Origin of the sequence: Luteibacter sp. (genome assembly GCF_051958795.1) — a bacterium.
GTDB lineage: Bacteria > Pseudomonadota > Gammaproteobacteria > Xanthomonadales > Rhodanobacteraceae > Luteibacter.
Window position 1 is genome coordinate 12,918 of sequence record NZ_JBQCFT010000326.1, and the last position, 15,410, is coordinate 28,327.

14 protein-coding genes are annotated in these 15,410 nt (G+C 66.8%); 6 read left to right on the forward strand and 8 right to left on the reverse strand.

Going from position 1 to position 15,410, the window contains the following annotated elements; translation table 11 throughout:
• The first annotated feature begins 203 nt into the window (after nucleotides 1–203).
• Genes ACTHLF_RS16940 through ACTHLF_RS16950 form a run of 3 tightly spaced genes read left to right on the forward strand, consistent with a single transcriptional unit; the run spans nucleotide 204 to nucleotide 3,055 of the window.
• Nucleotides 204–1,217: a two-component system sensor histidine kinase NtrB gene (locus ACTHLF_RS16940; protein WP_440328789.1), complete on the forward strand. Its 1,014-nt coding sequence runs from the start codon at nucleotides 204–206 to the stop codon at nucleotides 1,215–1,217.
• On the forward strand, nucleotides 1,210–2,610 hold the full coding sequence (gene ntrC, locus ACTHLF_RS16945) for a nitrogen regulation protein NR(I) (RefSeq protein ID WP_440328791.1): 1,401 nt from the start codon (nucleotides 1,210–1,212) through the stop codon (nucleotides 2,608–2,610). The genes ACTHLF_RS16940 and ntrC overlap by 8 nt, the downstream gene beginning before the upstream one ends.
• A complete protein-coding gene (locus ACTHLF_RS16950; protein ID WP_440328793.1) occupies nucleotides 2,600–3,055 on the forward strand; it encodes an N-acetyltransferase family protein in 456 nt (151 codons plus the stop codon). Before ntrC ends, ACTHLF_RS16950 begins: the two co-directional genes overlap by 11 nt.
• A 123-nt stretch (nucleotides 3,056–3,178) precedes the next feature.
• Here the strand turns inward: ACTHLF_RS16950 and ACTHLF_RS16955 are convergent, their stop codons facing one another.
• On the reverse strand, nucleotides 3,179–5,659 hold the full coding sequence (locus ACTHLF_RS16955; protein WP_440328795.1) for an EAL domain-containing protein: 2,481 nt from the start codon (nucleotides 5,657–5,659) through the stop codon (nucleotides 3,179–3,181).
• A 197-nt stretch (nucleotides 5,660–5,856) separates the two neighbouring features.
• Nucleotides 5,857–6,984: a hypothetical protein gene (locus ACTHLF_RS16960; RefSeq protein WP_440328797.1), complete on the reverse strand. Its 1,128-nt coding sequence runs from the start codon at nucleotides 6,982–6,984 to the stop codon at nucleotides 5,857–5,859.
• Between the two features lie 191 nt (nucleotides 6,985–7,175).
• Between ACTHLF_RS16960 and ACTHLF_RS16965 the strand changes: the two genes are divergently transcribed.
• Together ACTHLF_RS16965 and ACTHLF_RS16970 are read left to right on the forward strand one after the other, a co-directional pair.
• Complete coding sequence (locus ACTHLF_RS16965) at nucleotides 7,176–8,462, forward strand: acetyl-CoA C-acetyltransferase (protein WP_440328798.1); 1,287 nt, start codon at nucleotides 7,176–7,178, stop codon at nucleotides 8,460–8,462.
• 10 nt (nucleotides 8,463–8,472) lie between these two features.
• Nucleotides 8,473–9,051: an energy transducer TonB gene (locus ACTHLF_RS16970; RefSeq protein WP_440328800.1), complete on the forward strand. Its 579-nt coding sequence runs from the start codon at nucleotides 8,473–8,475 to the stop codon at nucleotides 9,049–9,051.
• A 111-nt stretch (nucleotides 9,052–9,162) separates the two neighbouring features.
• On the opposite strand, the gene ACTHLF_RS16975 is transcribed toward ACTHLF_RS16970, so the two are convergent.
• The 5 genes from ACTHLF_RS16975 to ACTHLF_RS16995 form a co-directional block, all read right to left on the reverse strand.
• On the reverse strand, nucleotides 9,163–11,100 hold the full coding sequence (locus tag ACTHLF_RS16975; protein WP_440328801.1) for a phospholipase D family protein: 1,938 nt from the start codon (nucleotides 11,098–11,100) through the stop codon (nucleotides 9,163–9,165).
• A gap of 60 nt (nucleotides 11,101–11,160) precedes the next feature.
• On the reverse strand, nucleotides 11,161–11,715 hold the full coding sequence (locus ACTHLF_RS16980) for a YceI family protein (protein ID WP_440328803.1): 555 nt from the start codon (nucleotides 11,713–11,715) through the stop codon (nucleotides 11,161–11,163).
• A 21-nt stretch (nucleotides 11,716–11,736) separates the two neighbouring features.
• Nucleotides 11,737–12,207, reverse strand: coding sequence for a SixA phosphatase family protein (locus ACTHLF_RS16985; protein WP_440328804.1), 471 nt, complete (start codon nucleotides 12,205–12,207; stop codon nucleotides 11,737–11,739).
• A gap of 66 nt (nucleotides 12,208–12,273) precedes the next feature.
• Complete coding sequence (locus tag ACTHLF_RS16990; RefSeq protein ID WP_440328806.1) at nucleotides 12,274–12,906, reverse strand: nucleotide-binding protein; 633 nt, start codon at nucleotides 12,904–12,906, stop codon at nucleotides 12,274–12,276.
• Between the two features lie 53 nt (nucleotides 12,907–12,959).
• Nucleotides 12,960–13,157, reverse strand: a complete 198-nt coding sequence (locus ACTHLF_RS16995) for an antitermination protein NusB (RefSeq protein ID WP_440328808.1) — start codon at nucleotides 13,155–13,157, stop codon at nucleotides 12,960–12,962.
• Between the two features lie 176 nt (nucleotides 13,158–13,333).
• On the opposite strand from ACTHLF_RS16995, the gene ACTHLF_RS17000 reads away from it, so the two are divergent.
• Nucleotides 13,334–14,377, forward strand: coding sequence for a hypothetical protein (locus tag ACTHLF_RS17000; protein WP_440328809.1), 1,044 nt, complete (start codon nucleotides 13,334–13,336; stop codon nucleotides 14,375–14,377).
• Between the two features lie 151 nt (nucleotides 14,378–14,528).
• On the opposite strand, the gene speE is transcribed toward ACTHLF_RS17000, so the two are convergent.
• Entirely contained in the window at nucleotides 14,529–15,386 is an 858-nt protein-coding gene (speE, locus tag ACTHLF_RS17005) for a polyamine aminopropyltransferase (protein ID WP_440328811.1), read from the reverse strand.
• Nucleotides 15,387–15,410 lie beyond the last annotated feature (24 nt).

A 15,410-nucleotide genomic window follows, 5' to 3' on the forward strand; every position in this document is an offset into this window, starting at 1 on the left:
CTGGTAAGCGCCGGGTCGCATGGCATCCACGGGTCCCGGGCGTGCTCCGGCTTTACGAATCGTCGGATACGCGTGGATTTTACGAGGGCGATGTGAGTACACGCATGGCATCCCACGGATGACGGGAATAGGTCGTCTCGCAGCTCTTGCGCCTAGGAATCCCTCCAGTTGCACCGCAACAAAACCCTCCCTAAATTGGTGCAATGCATGCACCCGATCAGGCTGAACTCCTAACCCTCCTCGGCACCGGCCTGGCGGTCGTGGGCGCGGACCTGCGTGTCGCGTGGATCAACCCGGCCCTGGGCGAGATGCTTGATGTAGGCCCCCGCACGGCGGTAGGGCAGCCCGTGGGCCAGCTCATCCGCGAGCCCAATCTGGCTGCTCAGCTTGCCCGCACCACCTCTGAAGCACGCGGCTTCAACCTTCGCGCCATCACCTTCGGCACCGCCCGCGGCCGGGACATCACGGCCGACCTGGCACTCCAGCCGATCGGTGATGGGCGGGTCCTGATTGAAGTCCACCCGCTGGCGCCGGACCTCAGCGTCACCGAGACGCCGCTATCCGCGACCCTCCGCGGCTTTGCCCATGAAGTGAAGAACCCGCTCGCTGGCCTGCGTGGTGCGGCGCAGCTGCTGGAGCGCCGGGTGGCGGATGATGACCTCCGGTCGCTGGCGGCCATGGTTATCGCCGAGGCGGACCGGCTCGCTGCCCTTGCCGATGGTCTGCTTCGCCATGGCGGTGCCGCGCGCATCGGCCCGGTGAACATCCACGAATTGCTGGAACGCCTGGAGGGGCTGGTGACGGCGGAGGCGAATGCGCCGGCCGTGCGCCACGACTACGACCCGAGCCTCCCGGACGTGCTCGGCGACAACGATCGCCTCCTGCAGGTCCTGCTCAACCTCACCCGCAACGCCATCGAGGCCGGCGCGCGCACGCTCACGCTGCGCACCCGCATCGAGCATGGTGCGCGCCTTGGCGATCGCACCGTGCGTGCGGCCCTGCGTGTGGACGTGACGGACGATGGCCCGGGCGTACCGGACGAGCTTCGTGACGTGCTATTCCAGCCGCTGGTCAGCGGCCGCCCCGACGGCACCGGCCTCGGCCTGGCGCTGTCGCGCGAGATCGCGCTGGAGCACGGCGGCGACCTGCGTTACGCGAGCCGCCCCGGCGACACCGTGTTCTCCCTCTACCTCCCCATGGAACGCCCGCATGAGTGAGATCTGGATCGCCGACGATGACCGTGGCGTGCGCTTTGTCCTTGCCGAAGCATTGCGCGATGCCGGCCACACGGTGCGCGAATTCAGCGCCGGCGATGCGGTACGGGCCGCGCTGGAAGAAAGCCGCCCGGCCTTGCTCGTCACCGATGTGCGCATGCCCGGGGAGAACGGTCTTCGGCTGCTTGAAGACCTCACGCGCCGGAACATCGGCCCGGTGATCGTTATGAGTGCCTTCACCGATGTGGCCACGACGGCCGCGGCCTATCGCGCCGGCGCGGCGGATTACCTCGCCAAGCCGTTCGACCTGGACCAGGCCGTGGGCACGGTCGAGCGTGCGCTCGCCGCGGCGAACGAGGAAGTCAGCATCCCGGTGCAGCGCACCGACGAGCATGCATTGATCGGCGAAAGCGCAGCGATGCGCGAAGTCTTCCGCCTGATCGGCCGCGTGGCGGCCAGCGACCTCAACGTGCTGATTACCGGTGAAACCGGCACCGGCAAGGAGCTGGTCGCGCGGGCCCTGCACGAAGAAAGCGCCCGGGCGGGCAAGCCGTACGTCGCCTTGAACACGGCCGCGATTCCCTCCGAACTGCTGGAAAGCGAACTCTTCGGCCACGAAGCCGGCGCGTTCACCGGCGCGACGCGTCGCGTGGCTGGTCGTTTCGAACAGGCCGATGGCGGCACGCTGTTCCTCGATGAAATCGGCGACATGCCGCTCGGCCTGCAGACGCGACTTCTGCGCGTGTTGGCGGGCGGTGAGTTCTACCGCGTGGGTGGTCGCGAGCTGATGCGCGGTAATGTCCGCATCATCGCCGCCACCCACCAGGACCTCGAGTCGCGCGTCGCGCAAGGCCTGTTCCGTGCCGACCTCAAGCATCGCCTCGATGTCGTCCGCATTCCGCTGCCATCGTTGCGCGAGCGTCGGGGCGATGTTCCATTGCTCGCGAAGCACTTCCTCGCGAAAGCAGCCGCGGAACTGAACCTGCCGGTGAAGCGCTTCTCGCGCGGCGCCATGAAGCTCATCGAACAGCGCGACTACCCCGGCAACGTGCGCGAACTGGAAAACCTCTGCCGCCGCCTCGCCGTGATCTCGCCGGGCGTGGAAATCCAGAGCGCCGACCTAGGCGCACTACCTCCGCGTGGCACGCGCACGGGTGAGTGGACCGACGCACTGCGCGCCTGGGCACAGGACGCCCTGGCCCAGGGCGAGCCGGACATCCACGCCCGCGCTCGCGAGGCCATGGACAAGACCCTCTTGCAGGCCGCGCTGGTCGCCAACGAAGGCCACCGCCAGCAGGCAGCCATCGCCCTGGGCGTCGGCCGCAACACCCTGACACGCAAACTGGGCGCGTCGCGCAAGCGGCGGCCATCACCGGACAACAATCATGACGCTTGAAGTACGCCGCGCCGCCGTCGAAGACGCGGACCATATCGCCCGCTGGAACATCGCCATGGCCTGGGAGACCGAGGAAAAGCGGCTCGATCCGGAGACCATCGGCCGCGGCGTGCGAGCGGTGTTCGATGAGCCACGGCGTGGGTTCTATCTCGTGGCGGAACTCGATGGCGCCCCCGTGGGTTGCCTGCTGGTCACCTACGAATGGAGTGACTGGCGTTGCGGTGACTTCTGGTGGGTGCAGAGCGTCTACGTGGCGCAGGAAGCTCGGCGGCATGGGGTGTTCAAAGCCATGTACCACCATGTGAAGGCAATGGCCGAGGGTGCCGGCGCGGTGGGGTTGCGGCTGTACGTCGAGACGGAGAATGCGCGGGCGCAGGCGACGTATGGTGGGTTGGGGATGGAGCGGTGCCATTACTACATGTATGAGGCGCCGCTGGTTTCGTAGGAGCCCACCCTGTGGGCGACATGGGTTGAGGCTGTGCCTTGGGGCTGGCGCGTAAGCATGGGAACTGAGGCGAAGGGCGTCGCCCACAGGGTGGGCTCCTACGGCGTGGGGCGGGTTTTCGCGTCAGGCTGTCGGCAAGCCGCGGTCTACCTGGGCTATGCGGTCTTCGAAGTCGCGGGCGGGGACGGCGCGGCCGAAGAGGAAGCCTTGCATCTGGGTGCAGCCGGCGTTGCCGAGGAAGTTGGCTTGCTCGGTGCTCTCGACGCCTTCGGCGAGCACCATCTTGTTCATGCCCTTGCCCATCGTGATGATCGCGCTGACGATGGCGGCGCTGTCGTTGTCCCAGGCGACATCGCGGATGAAGGCGCGGTCGATCTTCAGCGTATCGACCGGGAAGTGCTTGAGGTACGAGAGGCTGCAGTAGCCGGTGCCGAAATCATCGAGGCTGAGTGAGACGCCTTCGGACTTGATCCGGTGCAGCAGGTCGGCGATGTGGTCGCCGCCTTCCATTACCGTGCGTTCGGTGACTTCCAGCTCAAGCAGCGTCGGATGCAGCCCGGTTTCCACGAGGATCGCCTGCATCGACTCGAAGAAGCGGGTGTGCTGGAACTGCAGCGCCGAGACGTTCACGGAGACTGATAAAGGCCTGTACGTATCCGTCCACGCCTTGGTCTGCCGGCACGCTTCGCGCAGCGCCCATTCACCGATCGGCACGATCAGGCCACAATCTTCCGCCACCGGGATGAACTGCTCGGGCGTGTACACATCCTCGCCGTCGACCTGCCAGCGCAGCAGTGCCTCCGCGCCGACGATCGTGCCGAGATCGACATCGACCTTCGGCTGGTAGTGCAGGCTGAGTTCGTTGCGGGCCAGCGCCTTGCGCAGTTCCACTTCGATGCGTACCCGGGCGGTGTTGCGCTCGTTCATGCTCGCGTTGAAGAAGCGGTAGCCGTTGCGGCCCTGCATCTTCGCCTCGTACATGGCGGTGTCGGCGTTGCGCAGCATGGATTCCGCATCGTACGCGTCATCCGGATAAAGGCTGATGCCGATGCTGAAGCTGATCGCCAGGGCCGAGGCTTCGAGGCCGATGGCTTCGTTGCATGCCTGCAGCACCTTCTCGCCGACTTCCGCCGCGTCGACGCCGTCTTCGATATGCGGGAGCAGCACCACGAACTCATCGCCGCCGAGGCGGCTGACGGTATCGTCGGGGCGCACGGCCGAGCGGATGCGTCGCGCGACTTCCTGCAGCAAGGCGTCGCCGGCCGCGTGGCCCATCGTGTCGTTGATCTGCTTGAAGTGGTCGATATCGACGAACAGCAGCGCGCAGCGTTGCTTGCGCCGGGTCGCCACCGTCACGGCGAACTCCATGCGTGATTGCAGCAGCGCGCGGTTCGGCAGGCCGGTGAGCGTGTCGTGGTGGGCGAGGTGGGCCATCTTCAGCGCCAGCGCGCGGGTCTCGCTCACGTCGTGGAAAACGACGACGCCTCCAACGACGTTGCCGGCGTGGTCGTGGATCGGCGCGGCGGAATCCTCGATCGGGCTGTCGAAGACGTTGCGGTGGACGAGGATCGCATCGGTGGTGAGGCCGATGATGGTGTTCTTCTCCACCGCGGTGAGCAGCGGGTTGGCGATGGGGCGGCGCGTGAGCGGATCGCGCAGCTGGAAGATGTCGTCCATCGGCCGGCCGACTGCTTCGTGGCTGCTCCAGCCGGTCATCGCTTCGGCGATCGGGTTGAGCGACGTCACGCGGAGGTCGGGATCGGTCGTGATCACGGCGTCACCGATGGATTTCAGCGTGACCTCGGCCAGCTCGCGCTCGCGGAACAGCGCGTCTTCGAAGGCCTTGCGTTCGGTGATGTCCTGCACCTGGGAGACGAAATACAGCGGCTCGCCATGTTCGTCGCGCACTAGCGAAACCGTGAGCAGCGCGTGCACCACGTGGCCATCGCGGTGCAGGTAGCGCTTCTCCATGTGGTACGACGGGCGCTCGCCGGTGAGCACCTGCTGGACCATGATCAGGTCGGTCGCCAGGTCATCGGGGTGGGTGATGTCCTGGAAGCTCAGCCCGAGGAGTTCATCGTCGCTGTATCCAAGCATGCCGCACATAGCTTCGTTCACCTGCAGCCAGCGGCCATCGGGCAGCACGAGTGCCATGCCGATCGCCGCATGCCGGAAGGCCTGGGCGAAGCGGCGCTCGCTTTCCTTCAGGCGCGCTTCGAGCGCGCGGCGGTCGGAGATGTCGGCCAGCACGATGAACGCGCCACGGATGTGGCCGTCGTCAGTGGTGTCGGGCGAGAAGCTGGCCTGTGCGTAGCGGTGCACTTCTTCACGACGTAGTTCGCGATCGGCGATGACCGGTGTGCCACTGAGCGCCGCGGCGACGCCGGGCGCGATGCGCGGATACAGATCCGCCGGCAACACATCCTCGAGCGTGCGACCCTCGAGCGCTTCTTCACTTATTCCCATCCATGTGCGGAACGCGGGGCTTGCATAGCGCAGCCGCTTGTCCGTGCCGACGTACGCCAGCATCGCCGGCGCGCGCTCAAGCAGGAACGCAGGCCAGTCGGCTGGAGAGAAATCGTCGGGTGACACGGGGTGGGGCATAGGAAAAGCCGAGAGCGTGAGTGCTCACTCTAGTGCGTTCACCATCGCCCGTACATCACGGGGTCGTCGCCGTAGGAGCCCACCCTGTGGGCGACAGATTTAGCGAAAGAGCAGCGGGTGCTGTTGTAGTGCGGCGAAGGGCGTCGCCCACAGGGTGGGCTCCTACGAGGTACCGAGTTGTCCCGCAGGACTGGGCCTTAGTGCAGCGACGGGGCGGGCGCGGTCAGTGCGCCGCGGTCGTCGAGGAGCATGCGGCCTAGCGTGTGGAGTTCCGGATCGGTGCCGTAGCGGGTGGCCAGGGCGTCGAGGAGCGGGTGCAGGGCGTTGGGTTCGAGCGGGTAGCCGTGGGCGAGCACGCGGGCCTTGCCGGGGGAGGGCTGGGCGACGGTGATGGCGGCCATGCCGAGGCCGGCGGCTTCGTGGGCGTAGAGCTGCGGCGCGGGCAGGGCTGGATCGGCCTCGGCAAGTGCCTCGACCAGATAACCCGCCGTGGCGGCGGGGTCGCCTTCCAGGTGAAGGGGCACGTGGTGGGCGGCCAGCAATGCCGCGTACTGGCGCAGTTCGAACAGGGTGCCGGCCAGCTCATGCGCCGGGTTTTCACGCTGGATGCCGTCGCGGGCGAACCAGCCGGCGATGCCGGGGACGCTGACCCGGCCCTCGGCGTAACGCAGCGGCAGCCCGCGCGAGCCCATGGCGGTTTCGTCGCGGTACGGCGTGAGCAGGGCGGCCTCGAGCATGGTCCACAGCGGGGCCAGGTTCACGTGCTCGTACTGGACGCAGGTGAGTGCCAGCAGGTCGTCGCGGCTGAGGTAGCGGGCATGCTCCAGGCGGATGCCGAGCGTGCGCATGAGGAAATCCGCCGTGAGCGAACCCGCCTCGCCCTTGCCGACCAGCGCCGTTTCCATCGCCTGGGTCAGCTCGGCCGCCAGTTCCTCGGGGGCCAGCAGCATCCACGGGACCAGGCGCATGGGGCCACCGGCATAGCGCGGGTCCGGGACCAGCGGCTGGGCCGGCATGTGGCCTTCGTGGGTGCCAAAGGCGACCACGCCGCCCTGGGTGGTGACCCGCGGGATCCGCCGGGCCAGCTCTTCCAGGGTGGCGAACACCGGGAAACCGGGGCGGAGCAGCTCCACGCCATCGAACAGGGCGCCGGCCACGGCGAAGCGCGAGGCTTCCACGCCCGGCAGCAGGGTGGCCAGGTCGGCCGCCATGAGGGCCGCCAGCTCCTGGGCTTCATCGCGGGTGAGTTCGAGCCGATCGGGGGTTTCGCCCGGGACCAGTTCCAGCGCCAGGACGGCGGGGCAGGCGATCAAAGGCTCGGACACGACACACTTCCACAACGGCAAAGGAACGCAATTCTACCATTGGCCGTGTTTGCCCTTTCGTTGAGAGGGGATGCGGGTTAGCCTTGCCGATACCCGGTTCGTCGGCGAACGTCGGCGTCCGCGATCCCTTTGGCTTCGATTGTTGCTCGGTCGGGCATTCTCATTCAGGTTTTTCGGACAGTCCCCAAAGCATGGAAAAGTCGCAAAAGCGCGTGGGTGTGGTCGGTGGCGTCCGCATTCCCTTCTGCCGGAACAACACCGCCTACGCGGAAGTCGGCAACTTTGGCATGTCCGTCAAGGTGTTGGGCTCCCTGGTGGAGAAATTTGGCCTGCACGGCGCCGAACTCGGCGAAGTGGCCATGGGCGCGGTGATCAAGCACGCATCGGACTGGAACGTGGCCCGCGAGGCCGTGCTTTCCTCCGGCCTGGCGCCGACCACCCCCGGCATCACCACGGCGCGTGCCTGCGGCACCTCGCTCGATAACGCGATCATCATCGCCAACAAGATCGCCACGGGGCAGATCGAGGCCGGCATCGCCGGCGGCTCGGATACCACTAGCGACGTGCCCATCGTCTACGGGCAGAAATTCCGCAAGCGCCTGCTGGCGCTGAACCGCGCGAAGACCCTGAAGGAGAAGTTCCAGGTCGCGACGCGCGGCTTCTCGTTCAAGGAACTCAAGCCGTCCTTCCCCGGCGTGGCCGAGCCGCGCACGGGCAAGTCGATGGGCGACCACTGCGAGATGATGGCGAAGGAATGGCACATCGGTCGCGTCGAGCAGGATGAGCTGGCCCTGGCCAGCCACAAGAAACTCGGTGCCGCCTACGATGCCGGCTTCTTCGACGATCTGGTCGTGCCGTTCCGCGGGCTCAAGCGCGATGGCTTCCTGCGCGCCGATTCCACGCTGGAGAAGCTGGCCTCGCTGAAGCCGGCGTTCGACCGGACCTCGGGCCAGGGTACGCTCACGGCGGGCAATTCCACCGGTCTTTCCGATGGCGCGGCCGCCGTGCTGCTGGCCAGCGAAGACTGGGCGGCGAAGCGTGGCCTGCCGATCCAGGCGTACTTCCTCGATGCCGAGGTCTCGGCCGTCGACTTCGTCCATGGCGAAGGCCTGCTGATGGCGCCGACCGTCGCGGTGCCGCGCATGCTCAAGCGCCACGGCCTCACCCTGCAGGATTTCGACTTCTACGAGATCCACGAGGCGTTCGCCGCGCAGGTGTTGTGCACATTGCGTGCATGGGAGTCCGAGGATTATTGCCGCAACCGGCTGGGCCTCGATGCCCCGCTGGGATCCATCGATCCGGCAAAGCTCAACATCAACGGTTCCAGTCTCGCCGCGGGCCACCCGTTCGCGGCCACGGGTGCGCGCATCGTCGCCACCCTGGCAAAGATGCTGGAGCAGAAGGGTTCGGGCCGCGGCCTGATCTCGATCTGCACCGCCGGTGGCATGGGTGTCACGGCGATCCTCGAACGTCCGTAAACGGCTCCGCATGCTCGCACTCCGCACCAGTACCTCCCTCAGCGCCCTTGGCCTGCTCATCGGTATCGCCGGCACCAGCTGGCTTACCGCGCTGACCTACGAGCGCGCGCCGGCCACCCGCCGGCTGGCGGAGATCGTAATGCCGGGCAGCGAGCCCGCCTACAAGGCGAAGACCGTGGCCGACCAGCCTCCGTCATCGACACCGCTGGCGCGGTTGCGCACGCGTACCGTGGTCGACCTGGCCACGCAGATGGTGCCGCGCCGCGCTGCTGCCGCGCCTGCCGCGAAGGCGGCCGATGCACCGGCGCCCGCGAAGCCCGAACCGCTGGTGCCGGTCTACATGCCCTCGCCGCGTTACCCGATGGAGGCGCTGCGTGCGCACCGCGAGGGGCAGGTGGTGTTGAGCGTGACGGTCACGCCGGAAGGTGATGTCACCTCGGTATCGGTCGGACGCTCGAGCGGCGATATGGCGCTTGACCAGGCGGCTGAGGAAGCGGTGCGGAACTGGCGGTTTGCTTCCGCCTCGGAACGGCCGCAGCGTTATACGTCGGACCTGCCGATTCGCTTCGAGCTGACAGATCCCCTCTAACGCCCCGCGTAGGAGCTCACCCTGTGAGCGACGCCTTTCGCGAAAGAGCCACGCGGTCATGATGGGGTGTCGCGAAAGATGTCGCCCACAGGGTGGGCTCCTACGGCGGAGCTACAGGATCCCTGACGACGCCGAGCCAAACGCCGTGATCATCCGGGTGTAGATCATCTTCAGCGACACATCGACCTCGGGGAAATCCCCGACCGGCTCGTAGCATTCGAAGAACTTGGGGTCCGTCCAGCGCATGGGAATGCAGCCTGGCTTGAGGTCGTAGCTGGTGGCGTAGCGGAACGGCCACAGGTCGAAGAACGGCAGGCGCTCGGAGACGTCGCCGATGAATTCGTTGACCTCCGACAGCACCGGGATCTTCTTCTGCCGCGGCCCGATGACCCAGGCGTTGCCGGGCTCGGTGTCCTGCATGATCGAGCCGCGCAGGCGATCGGCGAAGCGCTTGTCGTAGATGATCACGCCCGCCTCGGTGTTGTAGTGGTCCGAGCGCGGATCGAAGTTGTGCGTGCCCACCATGGCGAAGGTGTCGTCGACCACGATGGACTTGGCATGCAGGCCGAAGCGCACGCCCGCGGTAAGCAGCGGCGCCGGGCGATGCCGTGCGCTGGGCCCATAGCGCCGGCCAGCCGACAGGAAGCCGGTGCTCTCCGACGGGCCATTCGCCGCCGCCAGCTGCTGGCGCTCCGCGCGCGTGAGGCGCCGCCCACCGCCACCCGAGCCAACCGGCCGGTTGACCGGCGGCACGGCGATCGCGTTTGACTGCCCCTCCAGCGCATCGCGATCCGCGTTCGTCGGGTGCGGCTTCATCTCGTAGATCTCGAAGCCGTAATCCGTCAGGTAACGCTTGCGGTGCTTGTACGACATGGCGTACACGGCGAACGCATCGGTGGAAGCCAGCGAGTTGGTGGAGACCACGACGCGCGGCGGATCCGGCTGCTTGTGCAACGTGCTGAAGATCTTCTTCGCCGGCCGGCTCATGACCAGGTACGGCGTCTGCAGCACCACCTCGCTCTTCGCGTTGCGCACCAGGCCCATGATGTTGCGGGTCAGCGCACGCGCCTCGCGCCGCTTCGGCTCGTCGGTCTTGCCGGGCAGGTCGGAGAGGTATTCGACACGGTTGAGGCGCAACGATCCGCGGACCAGTCGTTCATCGAGCCACTCGGGATCTTCCGCGTGGGTAACCAGCTCGGCGACGCGATCCGGGTTGTCATAGGTCGGGGGCCGCCACTTCTTCTGGTCGTCGGTGTCCGCGACCAGCTCGCGGTTCACATCGCGCAGGTGGGTGAGCGGCACGGCGCGCTTGTGGTCCCAGAACTGGTCGAAGCTGGCGCCCATGGTCCGGGCGACGGGGCCGCCGACCATGACATCGCGATCCACGTAGTCGAATACCGGATCCCAGTCGAAGTAGCGGTCCTCGTAATTGCGGCCGCCGGTGATGCCGACCAGGTCATCCACGACCAGCAGCTTGTTGTGCATGCGCTGGTTGAAGCGGAAGAAGCAGCAGACGATGCCGGCGGCGAATTCCAGCGGCGGCGTGCGCGCGCTGGAGAAGGTCGGGTTGTACAGCCGGATCTCCATGTGGTCGCTGGCGCGGGCCAGCCCGGCGAGCAGGCCCGGGTCGCGGAAGGAGAACAGCTGGTCGGCCAGGATGCGCACGCGCACGCCGCGGCGCGCGGCGCCGATCAGTTCATCGAGGACGAGCTTGCCCGCATCGTCCTGTTCCCAGATATAGGTCTGCACATCGATCGTGTGCTGGGCCGCCCGGATCAGGTTGACCCGCGCGGCCAGCGCGCTTTCGCCATCTTCCAGCAGCGTGGCGATATGCACGGGCTTGTCCGGCGTGGAGGCTCCGTTGGCCTCGCGTGCGGCATCGATCAGCGGCGAGGGTAGCGCGCAACGGTCGGGCTGGGCGCAGGTCTCCTGGCGGTCGATCGTGAGCGCGACCACGGCGTCGGCTTTCTGGATGCGGGCCGTCGAAAGCGAACAGCCGCCGGAAGCCAGCGAGGCGGCAAGGACGAGGAACACGAGGAGGCGGCGCATGCCGCGCATGATAGGGGAGATGGTGCAACGCCACGTGAGCCGGAGGGCCGGCGAAGGGCTTTACAACGGCGACAGGACGATGGCCATGCCCAGGTTCACCCGGTCGGACAACGCACCGCGGCGGCCGAGCATGCCGAAGTCCGTACGGTCGATGAGGCCCTGCAGCTGGAGCACGCAGCCTTGCATCGCCTCGGGCGGGCAACGGTTGGCGAGCAGGCGGAAGGTGACCGGGCGGGTGACGCCGCGGATGGTGAGCTGGCCGGCCACGTCGCCGCCCTGGCTGAGCAGGGTAAGCGGCGTGGGCGAGGATTCGAAATGGATGCGGGGATGGTGCTCCGCATCGAAAAATTCCGGCGCCAGCACCCACCGGCGCAGGCGCGCGGATTCCATCCTGATGTTCTCGGTATCGAGATCCGCCCGGACCACCGCGGTGGCGGTGGCTGGATCGGTGGTGAGGTCGCCACGGATGCCCTCGAAGTGGCCGGTGACGGTGGTTACCCAGAGCAGGCGCACCGTGAACTCGGCTTTCGAACGCGCGGCATCGATGCGCAGGTCGGCGGCGGCCGCGGGCAACGCGAGAAGCAACGTGGCGATCGCCGACAACAGGTAACGCATCAGGAACTCGCCGTACGGAAGCTAGTTAGGTGGCGACCAGAAGGTCTCGAGCTTGGCGGCGCCGGGCTCGAACTTGCCATCGAACGCCAGGCGCGCCATACCGCCTGGTGGCATGCCGCGGTAATCCTCGGAGCGGCCCTCGACGAGGAAGGCTACCAACTGTTCGATGCCGGGATTGTGACCGACGAGCACGACGCGATCGACGCCTTCCTGCTTGTCGAGCAGGTCGTAGAGATCGCCCGGCGTGGCGTCGTAGATGCTGTCTTCAAAGACCGGCTCGACGTGGCCCAGGGCCAGCGCGGCGGTTTCCTTTGTGCGCTCGGAGGGTGAGCAGAGCACGCGGTCGTAATCCACATGGTGTTCGGCCAGCCAGGCGCCCGCGGCGCGCGCCTCGTTGCGGCCATGTTCGGTGAGTTTTCGCTCGCGGTCGTCCTTGCCATCCTTGCCGTGGGCTTCCGCCTCGGCATGGCGAAGAAGAATGAGTTCGCGCATGGGTACCGTCCTCCGCTAAGGCCACTGGTGAGTGGCGTGATCTTGCCGTCGCGGTTGCCCTTACGCTCAGGTACTCCGCTTGATCCAGCGGAGCAGTTTCGCCCAGTCGTCCTGGTGGCCGCGCACGTTTTCCGAGTGATAGTCGAAGATGCCCTTACCGAGCGCCGTGAGCAAGACGTAAGCCTGCGAATCACGCAATTCGGCGACCACGGGGAACGGCGCCTGCTCGGCAAGTTCCGCCATGGCCTGCTGGCTGGCGTTGGTCCACGGCTTGAGGCGGTTGCCCACGAGGCCCACCGGCAGCTTGCCACGCTTCACCCGGCCGATGCCTTGCAGGATCTTGAGGAAATCCAGCGTCGCATCGAGGTCGAAGGTGGAGGGCAGGACCGGCACGAGGCTGACATCGGCCTTTTCGAGGTAAGGCTCCATGTCCTTCTCGTCCATGCCGGCGGGCATGTCGATCATGACCCGCTGGATGTCGTTGGACAGCCGGTCGAACGCCTTGCGGCTGCCCTCGATGGCGGTGACGGACGGGACGTTCTCCGGGCGGCGGCCGGCCCAGCGCAAGCTGGAATGTTGCCGGTCGGCATCGATGATGGCCGCGTGCTTGCCGGCCTGTGACCAGTACGACGCCAGTTGCGTCACCAGCGTCGACTTGCCGCAACCACCCTTGCTGCTTGCCACGAGCGTCGTAAGCATCCGCGAGCACCTGCCATGGGGAGGGGCCTAGCCTACACAGGCCGGGGCGCGGATCAAAAGAGCTTTGTACGAACCTTGGGCATCAGGACCAAGACGAGCGTGGCGATGGGGCCGAGGATGAGCGACAGCAGGAACCAGAGCAGCCCGCTGCGGTTCTTGCCCTGCGCCAGGCCGGCGTTGATCAGCGAGAGGGTGCCCCAGCCGACGAAGAAACCGCCCGAGCCGCTGGTGAATGTGGCGAATTGATCCATTGTAAGCTCCTGTTCTATCGCAGGATTGGTGCATCGGTCATGCGGCCGCTAGCTGGCATGTTCCCCCCGCGCTGCGTCCGATGGTAACAATGTCGCCCCTGTGTGAAGCCAAAGGGCCGCAGCTTCCGTTCATCCTGTGGCCGTATCCTTGTCGTTTTATTTCACGGAGATGTCCCATGCGGGGACGCCGCGTCCTGGCCTTGGCCCTTGCCAGCCTGTTTTGCCTGCCCACCCTCGCGGCCGAGCCCTGGCCCGGTGCCCAGAAGGCGCCTACCAAGGCGGAGCTGAAGGCACAGAAAGACCAGACCCAGGCCCTCCTGCAATTCCAGAAGGATCTGGCCAGCGTGCTGGCGCTGCGCACCGAGACCGAGCCGCTCCTCGGTGCCGCCCTGCTGGCGCGCCCGCTCAGCAACCCGCCCGAGGTGCTGACCTACCACGCCCTGCTCGAGCGCGCCTCGCGCAATGCCGATGCCGGTCCCCGGGTTACCTGGGTCCGCCTGGCCGATTGCGATGCGAAGGCCGGCACCTGCCCGAACGCCGAGGCCGTGACCCAGCTGCAGCAGCAGGCGCCGGATAACGCGGCCGTGTGGCTGCTGAAGCTGGGCATCGACGATCACAACGGTGACGCCAATGCCGCCCGTGCCGATCTGGCGAAGGCCGCGAGCGCGAAGACCTACGACGATTACCTCGGCGCCAGCATGAAGGCGCTCGCCAATTCGGTGAGCCAGCTGCCGCCGCCGCCCGATACCTTCAACGCCCTGCAGGGCGCCGGTGCTGCCGGCGTGCAGATGGTGATCGTGTTCGGCCTGGCCAGCGCGCAGCCGATGCCGGGCTTCCAGAACACCGCGAAGTTCTGCGAGGCCAACAAGGAAAACGCGGCCATCGTCGGCGACTGCCTGAAGCTGGCCAAGGTGCTCGAGTGGGGCAGCAGCCCGCTCGGCCGCTCGCTGGGCCTGCACTTGCGCGAGACGCTCTCGGCCGACGCGGCCGACCAGCAGTCGGCGAAGAACGCCCGCCTCAACCTGATCTGGCAGATGCAGCGCTTCGCGCAGCTCAACGTCCAGGCCCAGGGCGACAAGGCCACCGCGCAGAAGCTGCTGGCGCTGGCCCGCAGCGGCGGTACCGAGATGAGCGTAGTGCTGGCGGCGCTACGCGCGTACGGCATGCCCGCCGAAGCGCCGGCGGGGTGGGAACCCTCCCACGTCGAAAGCAGCAAATAAAAAAGGCGCCCCTCCGGGCGCCTTTTTTATTTGCGTAGGAGCCCACCCTGTGGGCGACATCCTTCGCCTCAGTCACCAACCTTGGCGCGCTAGCCCACAGGCTCCGCCCCAAAACATGTCGCTCACAGGGTGAGCTCCTACGGCTGGGCGATTAGTCGCCCAGCTGCTCGCGCATGAATTCCGGCTGGGCGAGGGCGCCCTTGTGGATATCGGCGTTGTAATACTTGGTCGGGAAGCCCTTGCTGATGGCGCCGCGCTCGCGGAAGCCGCTCAGGTCGCCATCCTTGCGGGCCATGGTGCAGCTCCACCAGCCGGTGGGGTAGCACGGCTGCGGGAACGGCAGGGTACGCACGGCCTTGAAGCCGGCGGTGCGCATGGCCGAGCGCATCGACTTGATCAGCTCGATGTGGGCCAGCGGCGATTCCGACTGCTGGACCAGGATGCCGCCGTGGCGCAGGGCCTTGAAGCAGCTGCTGTAGAAGGCGGCGTTGAACAGGCCTTCGGCCGGGCCCACCGGGTCGGTCGAGTCGACGATGATCAGGTCGATCGATTCCGGCTCGGCTTCAGCCATGTACTTGATGCCGTCGATGAAGAGCAGCTCGGCGCGCGGGTCGTTGTTCGAATCGCACAGTTCCGGGAAGTACTCCTCGGCGAGGCGGGTGACGCGCTCGTCGATCTCGACCTGGGTGGCCTTCTCCACTTCCTCGTGCTTCAGCACCTCGCGCAGCGTGCCGCAATCGCCGCCGCCGATGATGACGACGCGCTTGGCACGGGCGTGGGTGAACAGCGCCGGGTGGGTCATCATCTCGTGGTACAGGAAGTTATCCCGGCTGGTCAGCATGACGCAGCCGTCGATCACCATCAGGTTGCCCCAATCGGTGGTCTGGTAGACCTCGATCGTCTGCCACGGGGTCTTTTCCGCGTGCAGGAGGCGCTCGACGCGGTAACCGATGGAAGAGCCCGAAGCCTGGTGGGCCTCGGTAAACCAGCTGAGCTGCTGCTGCGACATGACGCTTGATCCTGGAAACGGGTA

Coding starts and splice junctions, on each gene's coding strand:
- ACTHLF_RS16940 (WP_440328789.1), top strand. CDS start 204: ATGCATGCACCCGATCAGGCTGAACTCCTAACCCTCCTCGGCACCGGC.
- ntrC (WP_440328791.1), top strand. CDS start 1,210: ATGAGTGAGATCTGGATCGCCGACGATGACCGTGGCGTGCGCTTTGTC.
- ACTHLF_RS16950 (WP_440328793.1), top strand. CDS start 2,600: ATGACGCTTGAAGTACGCCGCGCCGCCGTCGAAGACGCGGACCATATC.
- ACTHLF_RS16955 (WP_440328795.1), bottom strand. CDS start 5,659: ATGCCCCACCCCGTGTCACCCGACGATTTCTCTCCAGCCGACTGGCCT.
- ACTHLF_RS16965 (WP_440328798.1), top strand. CDS start 7,176: ATGGAAAAGTCGCAAAAGCGCGTGGGTGTGGTCGGTGGCGTCCGCATT.
- ACTHLF_RS16970 (WP_440328800.1), top strand. CDS start 8,473: ATGCTCGCACTCCGCACCAGTACCTCCCTCAGCGCCCTTGGCCTGCTC.
- ACTHLF_RS16975 (WP_440328801.1), bottom strand. CDS start 11,100: ATGCGCCGCCTCCTCGTGTTCCTCGTCCTTGCCGCCTCGCTGGCTTCC.
- ACTHLF_RS16980 (WP_440328803.1), bottom strand. CDS start 11,715: ATGCGTTACCTGTTGTCGGCGATCGCCACGTTGCTTCTCGCGTTGCCC.
- ACTHLF_RS16985 (WP_440328804.1), bottom strand. CDS start 12,207: ATGCGCGAACTCATTCTTCTTCGCCATGCCGAGGCGGAAGCCCACGGC.
- ACTHLF_RS16990 (WP_440328806.1), bottom strand. CDS start 12,906: ATGCTTACGACGCTCGTGGCAAGCAGCAAGGGTGGTTGCGGCAAGTCG.
- ACTHLF_RS16995 (WP_440328808.1), bottom strand. CDS start 13,157: ATGGATCAATTCGCCACATTCACCAGCGGCTCGGGCGGTTTCTTCGTC.
- ACTHLF_RS17000 (WP_440328809.1), top strand. CDS start 13,334: ATGCGGGGACGCCGCGTCCTGGCCTTGGCCCTTGCCAGCCTGTTTTGC.
- speE (WP_440328811.1), bottom strand. CDS start 15,386: ATGTCGCAGCAGCAGCTCAGCTGGTTTACCGAGGCCCACCAGGCTTCG.